Genomic DNA, 13094 nt, shown 5'->3' with positions numbered 1-13094 from the left:
GCTACGAGATGCCGACGGTTTTGGTCTGCAGGTGCTGTTCGAAGCCTTCGATACCGTTCTGGCGGCCGAGTCCGCTGTTCTTGTAGCCACCGAAAGGAGCATCGGCGCCGTACCAGTTGCCGACTCCGTTGATGCCGATGGTGCCGGTACGAACGGCGCGGGCGACGCGCTCGGCGCGTTCGGGTGAGGCGGAGAATACGGCGCCGGACAGGCCGTAGGGACTGTCGTTGGCGATGCGGATCGCGTCGTCGTCGTCGTCGAACGCGATGATCACCAGCACGGGCCCGAAGATTTCCTCCTGGGCCACTGTCATCGAGTTGTCCACATCCGCCAGGACGGTGGGCTGGACGAAGTAACCTTCGGTCAGGTGTTCGGGTACGCCGCCGCCGGCGACGACGCGGGCGCCTTCCGCCTTGCCGGATTCGATATAAGACAGCACACGTTCGTGCTGGCGGGCGTTGATCAGCGGTCCCGACAGCACCGCGGGGTCGGTCGGATCGCCGTATCCGATCTGCGCATAGGCCGCGGCGGCGATCTGGACCGCTTCCTCGTACCGTGCGCGCGGGACCAGCAGCCGGCTGGTGAGGGCGCATCCCTGGCCGGCGTGGATGCACGCCGATATGGACTGGGGAATGGTGGCGGCGAAGTCGGCGTCGTCGAGCACGATCATCGCCGATTTTCCGCCCAGTTCCAGGAAGGTGCGCTTGAGGGTCGCCGCCGATTTCTCCACGATGCGTTTTCCGACTCCGGTGGAGCCGGTGAACGAGATCATGTCCACCCGGGGGTCGGTGACGAGACGTTCGGCCACGGCATTGTCGGAGGTCGGCACCACGTTCACCACACCGTCGGGAATGTCGGTGCGTTCGGCGATGATCCGGCCCAGCCGGGTGGCGTTCCACGGGGTGTCCGGCGCAGGCTTGAGCACGACGGTATTGCCGGTCGCCAGCGCGGGAGCGAGTTTGTTGAGGATGACTTCGAAGGGGAAGTTCCACGGTGTGATGGCACCGATCACGCCGATCGCTTCCTTCCACACCTGCCGGCGTGCCTTCGCGCCCATGACCTCGGCGTCAGGGAGGTCGCGTTGCCAGGGGAACTCGTCGATCAGGGCGATCGCATGGGGGAGCGCGTCGTCGAGAGCCCAGGCGAGCTGAGCGATATAGGTGGTCGCCACCGGCGCGCCCACCTCGGCGATGAGTTCGGCGCGCAGGGCTTCCTGCTCATCGACGAGCGCGTCCTGGAGTTGCTGCAGGCACCGTTTGCGCAGGGTGCGGTTCGTCGACCAGTCGGTGGTATCGAAGGCACGGCGCGCGGCCGTGATCGCGGCGTCCATATCTTCGGCGCCGGCGTCGTAGGTCTGTCCGATCACCTTTCCGGTCGCCGGATTGATGTTCTCGAACTTCTTGCCCGATGAGGATTCGACGAGTCGTCCTCCGATGAGCATCCGGGCTTCGCCCTGAACCGCCGCCGGAGTGGTGGAGGTCGTCATGGTGCGTTCAACTCCTTGTGGTGGGTATTTGCCGCCGAAGCGCCGAAGGTGACAGAGATCACCATCCGGCGTAGGCTAGATCATACATCTAAATCAGACTAATGGGTTAAATTAATCAACTAACTGTAACCCAGTTCGTTACTCGGATGTGATCGTCGGGGGCGTGCGCCGCGGCATCTCTCGCTGATGGGCCGGTAGCCGCAGACATTGGAACGTAACGCAATCCCCGGAGGCCGGTCGGATCTCCGGAAGGTGAGGAAAGGCAAATGCGGATGGCATCGATAACGGCAGCAGGCCCGGTCGGATTCGTGGGCGCGGGTTCGATGGGGTCGCCGATGGTGGCACGCCTGCTCGGAGCGGGGGTTCCGGTAGAGCTCTACGCTCGTCGGCCCGAGGTGCGGGCGAAGTTCGCCGAGCAAGGTGTGAAGGTGCACGATTCGGCTGCCGAGCTTGCTCGGTCGGTCGGAACCTGCATAGTGTGCCTGTTCTCCGGTGATCAACTCGAAGACCTCGCCCTCGGTGACGACGGGCTGATCGGTAACCTCCCGGCCGGCGCGGTGCTGGTCAACCACACGACTATCGCGACCGCGACGGTCGACCGGGTCGCGACGGCGGCGCGGGCGCGCGATATCGAGTTCCTGGACGCGCCGGTCAGCGGGACGTCGGAAGCGATCACGGAGGGAAAGCTCACCGTGCTGGCCGGCGGCGCCGCCGCTGCGGTCGAGCAGGCCGAACCGTATCTGCGGACCTACAGCGCCCAGGTGTTGCGCACCGGGGGCATCGGCTCCGCGACGAGGGCCAAACTGCTCAACAATCTCACCTTCGCGGCACATGCGCAGGTCGCGCAGTCGGTCGTCGGGCTCGCCGCCGAGCTGGGATTGGCGGCCGAGCAGGTGGTCGAGGCGTTTGCCGCGTGCAGCGGTGACAGCAGGGTGTTCGGGTATCTCCGGGCGCAGGGTATCGACGTGCTGAGCAAATCGGTGCCCTACATCCGTAAGGACGTACTGGCGGTCGAATCGGATGCGGCCGATTTGGGCGTCGATCTCGGTCTGCTCCGCGAGATCGTCGGGCGGGGGCCGCTGCCGTTTTCGTGAACGGCGAGAGGGTATGGCCGGCGGGTGGCCAATGGCCACCCGCCGGCCACCGGGCTGTCGCATGGAGTCTGCCCGAGGTGGCCTGCGTGGTACTCGGCGACCGCCGCCGGGCGCCGACCCGGTCAGGCCCGGCCGTCGCGGCGCAGTTCTGCCGGGACCCAGGCCGGCGACCGCCGCTGTTTGAAAGCCTGGAATCCCTCCAGCGCCTCCGGTCCGGACAAGCTGGTGGCCATGCCGATTCGGTCGAAGAGCCCGAGGTGGGCGTCCAGACTCGCCTTGACGGTGCTTCGGGCATCGGGCGCGGTCTGGCATATCCGGGTGAGCAACTCGATGGCGCTGTCCTGCAACTCATCGTGTGGGACCACCCGGGATACCATGCCCCAATCGAGCGCCTCCTGCGCCGACAGCGTCCGGCCGGTGAACATCAGATCCCGGGCTCGCACCGGGCCGACTACGTGGGGCAGGATCTGGGCGTAGTAGGTGTCGGCGATCCCGCGCAACAGTTCCGGAACGCGGAAGGTCGCCCGCTCGCTGACCACCGACAGATCGCTGCACAGTGCCATCATCAGGCCACCGCCCTGGCACAGGCCGTTCACCGCGCACACCACCGGTTTACGCGCGCGACGCAGGGTGTCGAACGGTGTCACATCCATGCCGAGTGTGGTCTCGAAATCCAGCCAGTCGTCGGCCCCGGACTTCCCGAGATCGCCGCCGGGGACGAAGATATCGCCGGTGCCGGTGATGATCAGGCCGGCGAGGTCGGGATCGCTGTCCACGTGGGTGATCGCGTACCGGATACCGAAGTACATGGCGGGGGTGAGCGCGTTACGCGCCTCCGGGCGATCCACCGTGCAGATCGCGATCGCTCCCTGGCGATGGAAAGTGAGATACGGCGTGCCGAGCCAGTCTCCGGCGGGCGGCCGGGGGTCGGTGTGCGCTGACATATGTGCTCCAGATCGTCGATGGTGCGCGGACTGTCGGGTCCGTCTCGGAAAATCGCGACATAGGTTAATTAATAAGCTATATTATCCGATGTGACGGCGCTCGCACCAGCCGTCACCTGCGCACTGCCCCGCCTGCGCCTGCAGCCCTGCCGAGGCCCGGCGGATGGTCCTTCTGCGCGAGTGACCTCCCCGGATCGAGGGGCGGGAATCGAACAAGGAGATCGAGAGAGATGACTACCACCGAGCACGGGTCCAATGGGCGTGTCGAGGTCGAATTCGACCACCATTCGGCGGAATTCCGGGAGAACAACTACGCACAGTTCGATGAGTTGCGATCGAAGTGCCCCGTCACGCACAGCAGCACGCACGGCGGTTTCTGGGTGTTCTCCGACTATGCGACGGTCTTCGAGGCCGCCCGCGACGACGATATGTTCAACTCGTACCCGTCGGTGGGTGTCCCCGCCTCCGAGATGCCCTTCCCCATCATTCCCATCGAATCCGACCCGCCGCTGACCCAGAAGCTGCGGAGCATCCTGCTCAACCGCTTCTCACCGAAGGCGACCGATACGCTGGAGCCCAAGGCCCGGGAACTGGCCACCGAATTGATCGACGGGTTCATCGAACGCGGATCATGCGATATCGTGCAGGAGCTGACCACGCCACTCCCGGCGCGGCTCACCCTGCATATGCTCGGTATGGACGAGTCCAAGTACGAACACTGGGTGCACTGGGTGCACTCGACCGTCCACGACCGCGCAAGCGATCCCGAGAAAGCCGGTATCGCGGGTATGGAGATGTTCGGCGAGATCGCCGAACATATGGCGCAGCGCCGCAGTGAAGGGTTCGGCGACGATGCGCTCAGCGCCCTGATGCAGGCGAAAATCGACGGCACGCCGCTCGACGATGTCCAGATCACGATGTACACCGTCCTGTTGTTGATGGGCGGGATGGACACCACCAGTGGCCTCACCGGAAATGCCATGATCCGCCTGATCGAGCGTCCGGAGTTGCGGCAGCGATTGATCGAGGATCGCGATCTGCTGCCCGATGCCACCGAGGAGTTCCTGCGCTACGACACGCCGACTCAGGGGCTGGCCCGGACCATCGGCAAAGATGGCCGGTTCTGCGGCTTCGAGATGAAGAAGGGGGAGCGGGCCGTCCTGCTGTGGGCCGCCGCCAACCGCGACCCCGCGGTGTTCGAGGACCCCGACGTGATCGATTTCGACCGGCAGAACAAGAAGCATCTGGCCTTCGGCGTCGGAGCGCACCGGTGCATGGGCTCCAGTCTCGCGCGCATGATGTTCCGGGTGATGATGGACGAAATCCTCACCCGCCTGCCGGATTTCGAACTGGCGGGGACCCCCGAGCGGTTCGAAGACGCCGCGGAAGTCTACGCCGTATCCAGTATGCCGATCCGATTCACCCCCGGTCCCCGGGTCGGCGACGGCGCCAGCTGACGAACAGATCGACCTGGGAGGAAACAGCGAAATGAAGGTCTCCATCGATTCGAAAGCCTGTGTCGGACACGGGCTCTGCTTCATGAACGCCCCCGATGTCTTCGTCTACGACGATGACGGATTCGGTCAGGTGGCCGGCGACGGCTCCGTGGACGAGTCCCAGCGCGAGCAGGCACGCGCCGGTGCGTACGCCTGCCCGGAACGTGCGGTGACGGTGGTCGAGTAAAGGGTCGCGACGGTTGTGCTCGTTCGGGCCGGTACTACCGGTCCGAACTGTGTGCCGGATACGATCGTCACCCTCGTCCTACTCGAGTCAGAAGGTCTATATAATTTAGTGAGTCACACTAATGGTGGCGGTCAACCGTGCCGCTCACCGCGATCGGCGGAGCCGTCCGCCGATCATCCGCAGCTGGAGAGGAATATCGATGACCGGACGGGTAGCAGGTAAGGTCGCGTTGATCACAGGTGCGGCCCGTGGTCAGGGCCGGGCGCACGCGGTACGGCTCGCCGGAGAAGGTGCCGATATCATCGCGATCGACCTGGCCGGCCCGCTGCCCGGCGTGCTCTACGATTCGGCGACCCCGGCGGATCTGGACGAGACGGCGCGTCTGGTGAAAGAGGCCGGTGGCCGGATCGTCACGACCGTCGCCGACGTCCGGGATATCGACGCCCTACGCGCGGCCACCGATGCCGGGGTCGCCGAACTGGGCCGGCTCGATATCGTCATCGCCAACGCCGGTATCTGCATCCCCCACGCGTGGGACGACATCAGCCCACAGGAGTTCCGGGATGTCATCGACATCAATGTGGTCGGCGTCTGGAACACCGTCACGGTCACCGCGCCGCATGTGATCGCGGGCGGACGTGGTGGCTCCATCGTTCTCACGAGCTCGTACGCGGGTGTGAAGATGCAGCCGTTCATGGTGCACTACACCGCGAGCAAACACGCCGTCACGGGGATGGCACGGGCCTTCGCGGCCGAACTCGGCCGGCACGATATCCGGGTCAACAGCATTCATCCCGGCGCGGTGGACACGCCCATGGGTTCGGGCGCCATGCAGGAAGGGCTGGCCACCGCGGGTGAGACCAATCCGGCGCTCAACAATATGGGCACCCCTTTCCTGCCGCGCTTTGCGGCGTCCGCAGAGGAAATCGCGGACGCGGTGCTCTTCTTGGCGAGCGAGGAGTCGAAGTTCATCACCGCGGTTCCGCTTTCGATCGACGGCGGCGCGGCCCGGTACTGATCGGAACCGATTCTATTCCGCTGCGGTGCCGTGTCCTCCGTGTGCTCCGAGGAGATCCTCCTGGAGCACACGGAGATTCTCGCATCCGGCCGGGAAATCACGCTGAAAGCGTTATCGTCCCGGCACGGCCGAGCGGCTCGGCGTGGGCCCCGCGGATCTCGAGTGGATCAATCCGCAGCTTGTCCACGTACGGGTGATCGGGTCGCCTCGCCTCGCCGACGCCATCAGCGCCGGAGGCGCCGAGGCCGCCCGTGACCTCGAACGCCGTCGGCATGCCACGTCCATGGAACGAGCTCGGGTGACAGCGATGCGACACGGGCGGCCGGATATCGGTCTGGGCGCCGAACGGTTCAGCGTCCTTCGGCGTCGAATACCGAAATGACCTGCTCGCCGTAGTGGCGGATCGCGTCGAGCGCGGCCTCGACGCTCGCACCGGGCAGATGCACGAGGGACCAGGTGACGCCGGCTTCGGCCAGCGCGCCCAGCTCGTCCAGGTGACGGCCGAGCTCGGGAACGCCGCCCGCGGCGGTTTCACCGGGCGCTTCCACTTGCACGTCGATGGTTTCGATATCGCGGTTGTTGCGCCGCAGGTCCGCATGCACCTCGTCGATAGCGGCGGCGAGTTCGTCGACGGAGTTCAGTGCGGCGGTCCGCAGGGCGCTGTTCGCCGGCCCGCCCCGGCCCAGCATCGGTGCCCAGCCATAGCCGTACTTCGCGACACGGCGCCGCGACAGCTTGCTGTTGCCGCCGATCCACAGTGGTACGTGCGGCTGGACCGGGGGCGGTTGCAGCTGCTGCTCGCGTGCGGTGAAGTGCCGGCCCTCGAACGTCACCGGCTCGCCGGACCAGGCTCGGGTGATCAATTCGACCGCCTCGTCGAAGAGCGCATTGCGTTCCTCGAAATCGACTCCGAGAGCGGCGAATTCCGACTTCAGATAGCCGGTGCCGGCGATCGCGATGAGCCGTCCGGCGGATAGTTGATCAAGTGTGGCCATCGCCTTGGCGTTGAGCCATGGATTCCGGTAGGGCAGTACCAGCAGGTTGGTGATCAGACGCAGCCGTGTGCTCGCCGCGGCGCAGAATCCCAGCGCGGCGACGGAGTCGAACGTGTGGTGACCGCCGGATTCGAGCCATTTCCGGGACGGCGCGGGATGCTCACTGAAGGCGATCGCACCGAACCCGGCCTCCTCGGCCGCGTGGACCACCCGGGCGAGATTTCCGGGCTGCCGGAACTCCGCGACGTAACCGTGCCGTTCCAGGGGGTATTCGATGGTGAATTGCAAGCTCATGTCTCCGGTCACACGGTCTCGACGACGATGGCCGAGGCCATACCGCCACCGGCACACAGCGCTGCCACGCCGATTCCGCCGCCGCGTCGCCGCAGATCGCTCAGCAGGGTGGTGATCATACGCGCGCCGGTGGCGGCCACCGGATGGCCGAGGCTACAGCCGCTGCCACTGATATTGACGATTTCGGGATCGAGATCCAGTTCTCGGCAGGCGGCGATCGGGACTGCGGCGAAGGCCTCGTTGATCTCGAACAAGGCGACATCCGAGAGGCTGAGGCCGGCGCGCTTCAGGGCCTTCGGAATCGCCTCGATCGGTGCCAGGCCGGTCCGGAGGGGATCGACGCCGACCGAGGCCCAGGAACGGACGACACCGAGCGGGCTCAGGCCGCGTTCGGCGGCGAGGGTGTCGGAGGTGAGTACGAGTGCGGCGGCCGCATCGTTGATACCGGAGGAATTGCCGGCGGTGATGCTGAACCCGTCGATCTCCGGATGCAGCGGCTTCAGGCCGCCCAGCCGCTCCAGCGTGGTGTTTCGGCGCGGATGTTCGTCGACCTCGAACAGCACCTTGTTGCCGTCCGGGCCGGCTACCTCGACCGGGACGATCTGGTCTGTGAAATGACCCGCGTCGATCGCCGCGACGGCGCGCTGATGGGAGCGCAACGCCCAGGCGTCCATATCCTCGCGTGAGATTCCGGCCAGTCGCGCGGTATTCCACCCGACCGTGATCGACATATCGTCGGCGGGAGTCTCCGGTGTCGCCGGATGCGAGGGCGGCATCCACCGGACCGGTTCGTCGCTGTCCGGAAGCTGTTGGAACATCTTCGGCGCGGTGGATATGGATTCGGCACCACCGGCGATGATCGCGTTGTCCATACCGGCCCGGATACCGGCCGCCGCGGTCTGTACGGCGGACAGGCTGGAGGCGCATTGACGCTGGTGGGCCAGACCCGAGACCGACGGGAGGCCCGCGGTCAATGCGACGTAGCGGGCGAGGTCGCCACCGCCCTGCATCACCTCGCCGAGAACGAGATCGTCGAATACCTCGACGGGAAGCGTCGACCGCCGCACCACTTCCTCCACCACAGTGGTGGCGAGATCGCCGGCCGGGGTCCGGCTGAGGGTTCCCTTGAACGATGTTCCGATGGCGGTTCGGCAGGCGGCCACGATGACTGCTTCAGGCACGATCAGCTCCCAGGTTTGGCGGCTCGGTACCGCCGCGTACGGTGACAGAATCCTCAAAAGAGTACAACAAATTATATAAGATGACGTAAAAGTTATTAGCGTGAGCAACGTATTAGTAGTTGAACTAGTTATATAATTCGGTTACGATCCGGGAGTCCGTGGTCGCCGGACGGGCGGTATCGGTGACCTTCGGCGAGATACGCGAGATACGTTCCGTCGTGGACGTGCCCACACCAAGGAGAACAGAGCATTGCTGAACGGACGGGTGGCGCTCGTCACCGGCGCGGGACACGGTATCGGCCGGGCACACGCCCTGGAACTGGCCGCGCGCGGTGCGAGCGTGGTGGTCAACGATCTGGGCTCGTCGGCTTCCGGTGAGGGGCAGGGCCGCGACGCCGATCGTGTGGTCGAGATCATCCGGGAACGGGGCGGCACGGCGATCGCCGACTACGGCGATGTCGGCGACGAAGCGCAGGTCGAGGCGATGGTGGCGCGCGCGTTCGACGAGTTCGGACACCTGGACATCGTGGTCAACAACGCCGGCATCGTCCGGGACAGGGCGATCTGGAATATGTCCGTCGAGGATTTCGACCTCGTGTTGCGGGTGCACTTGCGCGGGAGCTGGCTCGCCGGTCGGGCTGTTGCCAAGCGCTGGCGTGCCGCCGCAAAGGCAGGCGACGGGTCTGTCTACGGACGGATCGTCAACACCACCTCCGGTGCGGGCCTGCAGGGCAATTTCGGACAGTCGAACTACAGTCCGGCCAAGGCTGCCCTCGTCGCGCTGACGCAGACGTTGAGCTTGGAGCTCGCCGGTATCGGTGTGACGGTCAACGCGATCAGCCCGGTCGCGGCGACCCGCCTGGCCAGTGGCGTGATCGACGGCCCCGTACTGGAGGCCGACGAGCGCGCCGCCGGTGAGTTCGATCCGCTCGATCCGGCGCTGGCAGCGCCGGTGGTGGCCTGGCTGGCGAGTCCGGAGGCCGGTCATATCAGCGGACAGGTCTTTCGGGTGACCGGCGAATATCTCGCCCTGATGTCCGGTTGGGAGGTGGCGGCGAAGATCCCCAACGGGGGCGCCTACTGGGACGCGAGCAAGCTCGGATCCCTCGTGGCGACGGATCTCTTCCGCACCCGGACCGCCGGTCTACGGCCCGGCAGCTGAGAAGCGCGGGCGAACGGGTGCGTGCTCTTCGCCCGGCCATCCGAGTCCGCCGGGAACAGCTGAAACGGAAACCAACGACGGGAAGTGGTGGAAAAGCCGATGCGGCGGAACATCTTTACCTCCGATCATGATCAGTTCCGGGCAACGGCTCGGGCCTTCTTCGAGCGTGAATGCGCTCCGTACACCGAGGAATGGGAACGGGACGGCAAAGTCAGCCGCGAAGCCTGGCGCAAAGCCGGACAGGCCGGTTTGCTCGGCTGGGAGGCGCCGGAGGAATACGGCGGGCTGGGCATCAAGGACTATCGCTACAACAGTATCGTCAGCGAGGAGATGTTCGGCACCGGTTCGGTCGGTATCGGGCTCGGCATACAGAACGACATCATGGCCTCGTATCTCGTGGGCGATCTGACCACCGAGGAACAGAAGAAGCGCTGGCTGCCCGGGTTCACCAGCGGCGAGATCGTCACCTCGATCGGTATGTCGGAGCCGGCGGCGGGCTCGGATGTGGCCGGCATCAAGACCACTGCGAAACGTGACGGCGACCATTACGTCATCAACGGTTCGAAAACGTTCATCAGCAACGGGCTGCTGTCGGACCTGGTGATGGTGGCAGCCAAGACCGACCCCGCGGCCGGGCGCAAAGGCATCAGTCTCATCGCCGTGGAGACGACGACCCCCGGGTTCCGGCGTGGCCGCAAACTCGACAAGATCGGACAGTGGTCGGCGGATACCGCCGAGTTGTTCTTCGACGATGTCCGGGTGCCGGTGGAGAACCTGATCGGTGAGGAGAACCGCGGCTTCTACCACCTGATGCACAACCTGCCCGCCGAACGACTCGGTATCGCCACGTACGCGATAGGGATGGCGCGGCGCGTGTTCGACCTGACCGTCGCTTATGTTCAGGAGCGGAAAGCCTTCGGGCAGCCTATCGGCACCTTCCAGGTCAATCGCCATTTTCTGGCCGAGATGCAGACCAAGCTCGATGTCGCCCAGGTCTACCTCGATCAGTGCCTTCTCGCGGCCAACGCCGGTGAGTTGACCGCGCAGGAGGCGGCGGGCCTGAAGTGGTGGATCACCGAGCTGCAGTGGGAGATCACCGATCGCTGCTTGCAGCTGCACGGTGGCTACGGCTATATGAACGAATACGAGGTCGCACGTTTGTGGCGTGATGCGCGGGTGCAGCGACTCTACGGGGGCACGACCGAGATCATGAAGGATCTGGTCGGCCGGGGTATGGGCTTCTAGCAGCCGTCCGTGCCGACCGAGGGGAGCACGCGGGCCGGGTCCGGTCATCGACGATCGGACTCGGCTTCGGTGTGCTGCCCCATTCGGCAGGTGGATCTGTCGCCGGAGGCGGCCTCCGCGGGCGCGGGTTCTACACCGGGGGAGTGTGGCGGGCCGATGGCACGGCTGACCGCGAGGGCGACTCGGGAAGGGCTGTTTCGTCAGCGGTCGGTGCATGTGGAGCCGATGATCGGTTCTGCTCGCGCTTCTGCGTGATCCCAGCTCATATCGGTGCGGATATATCATTATCGTCAACTGCACATGTTCACGCATTTATCCGAGTTGCCACGCGGTTTTCCCGATGATCTGGCTTCCGATGAAGTGAACTGGGTATAATCTGACTATGTCGTCAAAAAATATGGCCAGCGGCCTGGATCCGGCATCGACCGCCGTCGTGTGCGTCGAATGTCAGAACGGGGTGCTCGGGCCGGATTCGATCCTTCCGGCGCTGGCCGCCGAGTCGAAGGAACTCGTGCGCAACCTCGGCCGATTGTTGCCGGCTGTCCGGAAGGCCGGTGTCCGGGTCGTCCACGCGACGTTCGAAGGTATCCGGCCGGATGCCGACCCCGGGTCGGCGCCGCTGTGGAAAGCGACCGCGCGGTCGCGCGAGTGGCATCCGGGACATCCGGCCACGCAGGTTCTCCCCGACCTGTTCGACGAAACCGACGTGGTGATCCCGCGCCGTCATGGGTTGTCGCCCACCCGGGGCACCGATCTGTCACCGAACCTGCGCACGCTGGGTATCCGCACGGTTCTGCTGACCGGCGTATCGCTCAATGTCGCGTTGCCGGCCACCGCGCTCGATCTGGGGCAGGACGGATTCCGGCTGCTGATCGTGCGAGACGCCGTGGGAGCCAGCACCCCGGAGTACGGCGAACAGGTGCTGCGCAACACCATGTCGATGCTGGGCAGGCTGACCACAGTCGATGATGTGGTCACGGCACTGGCCGAAACGGTGGTGCAGGCATGAGTAGCGGAATCGCCACCGGTCCCGCCGGAGCCGGCACGCCGGCTCAGCGTGATGCCGCGCCGCATCATGCGCATGCCGTGCTGCACTGCAACCTCAATACGGTTGCCGTCGACCGCTCCTCGGCCTTCCATATGGCGATCTTCGGCCTCGACCCGCGGATGCGCTCGATCAGCAGGGACGACGATTCGGCCACCATGGGGCTGGGGGACAGCACCGACAGCATCACCTCGTTCCTCTTCGATGCCCGCGGTCCGCGTTCGGCGCCCGCGCTGGAACTGGTCGGCTGGTCGCGCCCCCAGACCGAACCTGCCGAACCCGGGATGGTCGCGCCGATCCTGAGCGCACTGGGCTTTCGGGTCGCCGCCCTGGCCGATTTCACAAAGCGCCTGACCGCGGCCGGGGTCTCGCCTGTCCCGATCGAGGGCGGACTCATGGTGCGGGGCCGCAAGTGCGCGGCGTTGCGCTTCGCCGATCCGGACGGGGTGGCGTTCGAAGTCGTCGAAATGGCGCCCGCGGATACCGATCCACGCCGGGCCGCGCTGCTTTCCCACGAACGAATGCGCTGTTCCGATCTGGCGGCCGCCCTCGCCTGGTACGAGGGCATCGGCTGGCAGGTGCGGTCACGGGACGACGTGGACGGTCGGGCGACCGCGTCGATGATCCTGCCCGAGGACCCGACCTTCTCGCTGGAGTTCGTCGAGATTCCGGCCGTTTCCGGAACTCCGCGGGCGGCGAACACTCAGGGGCTGTATCGAATCGCGCTCGCCGTCGACAACGTCCGCGAGGCGTACAACTCGCTGGTCGACAGCGGTGCGCACGGTACGGTTCCGGAACCGGTGGTGTTCGCCATGCCCGATATCCCGACCGGTGGATTCGAAGTGCTGTTCCTTGCCGATCCCGATGGGGGAGTGGTCGAACTGGTGGAGCGGCCACGAGAGACCATGCGGCGTCCCCAGGAGCCACGATGAATCGACATCGGTCGA

13 protein-coding genes are annotated in these 13094 nt (G+C 65.6%); 8 read left to right on the top strand and 5 right to left on the bottom strand.

Annotation, left to right across the window (positions count from 1 at the left end; genetic code table 11):
* Position 1 precedes the first annotated feature (1 nt).
* Entirely contained in the window at positions 2–1486 is a 1485-nt protein-coding gene (locus tag IEY68_RS14845) for an aldehyde dehydrogenase family protein (RefSeq protein ID WP_062997507.1), read from the bottom strand.
* 272 nt (positions 1487–1758) lie between these two features.
* Between IEY68_RS14845 and IEY68_RS14840 the strand changes: the two genes are divergently transcribed.
* Entirely contained in the window at positions 1759–2580 is an 822-nt protein-coding gene (locus tag IEY68_RS14840; RefSeq protein WP_063916261.1) for an NAD(P)-dependent oxidoreductase, read from the top strand.
* Between the two features lie 122 nt (positions 2581–2702).
* Here the strand turns inward: IEY68_RS14840 and IEY68_RS14835 are convergent, their stop codons facing one another.
* The gene (locus IEY68_RS14835) at positions 2703–3524 is read right to left on the bottom strand and encodes an enoyl-CoA hydratase/isomerase family protein (RefSeq protein WP_062997509.1); all 822 of its coding nucleotides are present in this window, start codon (positions 3522–3524) and stop codon (positions 2703–2705) included.
* 230 nt (positions 3525–3754) lie between these two features.
* Between IEY68_RS14835 and IEY68_RS14830 the strand changes: the two genes are divergently transcribed.
* The 3 genes from IEY68_RS14830 (at position 3755) to IEY68_RS14820 (ending at position 6225) form a co-directional block, all read left to right on the top strand.
* Positions 3755–4981, top strand: a complete 1227-nt coding sequence (locus IEY68_RS14830) for a cytochrome P450 (RefSeq protein WP_062997511.1) — start codon at positions 3755–3757, stop codon at positions 4979–4981.
* Between the two features lie 31 nt (positions 4982–5012).
* Positions 5013–5207, top strand: coding sequence for a ferredoxin (locus IEY68_RS14825; RefSeq protein ID WP_062997513.1), 195 nt, complete (start codon positions 5013–5015; stop codon positions 5205–5207).
* A 199-nt stretch (positions 5208–5406) separates the two neighbouring features.
* On the top strand, positions 5407–6225 hold the full coding sequence (locus IEY68_RS14820; protein ID WP_062998019.1) for a mycofactocin-coupled SDR family oxidoreductase: 819 nt from the start codon (positions 5407–5409) through the stop codon (positions 6223–6225).
* Positions 6226–6322: 97 nt separating this feature from the next.
* Here the strand turns inward: IEY68_RS14820 and IEY68_RS14815 are convergent, their stop codons facing one another.
* From IEY68_RS14815 to IEY68_RS14805, 3 genes are all read right to left on the bottom strand, one after another.
* Complete coding sequence (locus IEY68_RS14815) at positions 6323–6499, bottom strand: hypothetical protein (RefSeq protein WP_189094286.1); 177 nt, start codon at positions 6497–6499, stop codon at positions 6323–6325.
* Between the two features lie 76 nt (positions 6500–6575).
* A complete protein-coding gene (locus tag IEY68_RS14810) occupies positions 6576–7514 on the bottom strand; it encodes a TIGR03619 family F420-dependent LLM class oxidoreductase (RefSeq protein ID WP_062997515.1) in 939 nt (312 codons plus the stop codon).
* Positions 7515–7522: 8 nt separating this feature from the next.
* Positions 7523–8695 carry a thiolase family protein gene (locus IEY68_RS14805; protein WP_062997517.1) on the bottom strand — a complete coding sequence of 391 codons (1173 nt, stop codon included), beginning with the start codon at positions 8693–8695 and terminating at the stop codon, positions 7523–7525.
* Between the two features lie 250 nt (positions 8696–8945).
* Between IEY68_RS14805 and IEY68_RS14800 the strand changes: the two genes are divergently transcribed.
* The 4 genes from IEY68_RS14800 to IEY68_RS14785 all read left to right on the top strand — a co-directional run bounded on the left by IEY68_RS14800 (position 8946) and on the right by IEY68_RS14785 (position 13079).
* Entirely contained in the window at positions 8946–9857 is a 912-nt protein-coding gene (locus IEY68_RS14800; RefSeq protein WP_062997519.1) for an SDR family oxidoreductase, read from the top strand.
* A gap of 99 nt (positions 9858–9956) precedes the next feature.
* Positions 9957–11102, top strand: a complete 1146-nt coding sequence (locus IEY68_RS14795; protein WP_062998021.1) for an acyl-CoA dehydrogenase family protein — start codon at positions 9957–9959, stop codon at positions 11100–11102.
* A 382-nt stretch (positions 11103–11484) separates the two neighbouring features.
* Positions 11485–12111, top strand: coding sequence for a cysteine hydrolase family protein (locus IEY68_RS14790; RefSeq protein ID WP_229718790.1), 627 nt, complete (start codon positions 11485–11487; stop codon positions 12109–12111).
* On the top strand, positions 12108–13079 hold the full coding sequence (locus tag IEY68_RS14785) for a VOC family protein (protein WP_062997521.1): 972 nt from the start codon (positions 12108–12110) through the stop codon (positions 13077–13079). Before IEY68_RS14790 ends, IEY68_RS14785 begins: the two co-directional genes overlap by 4 nt.
* Positions 13080–13094: the final 15 nt, after the last annotated feature.

The organism is Nocardia jinanensis (assembly GCF_014645735.1).
Classification (GTDB): Bacteria; Actinomycetota; Actinomycetes; order Mycobacteriales; family Mycobacteriaceae; genus Nocardia; species Nocardia jinanensis.
The sequence above is the reverse complement of the archived record's forward strand: the minus strand, read 5'-3'. Positions and strand labels throughout refer to the sequence as shown.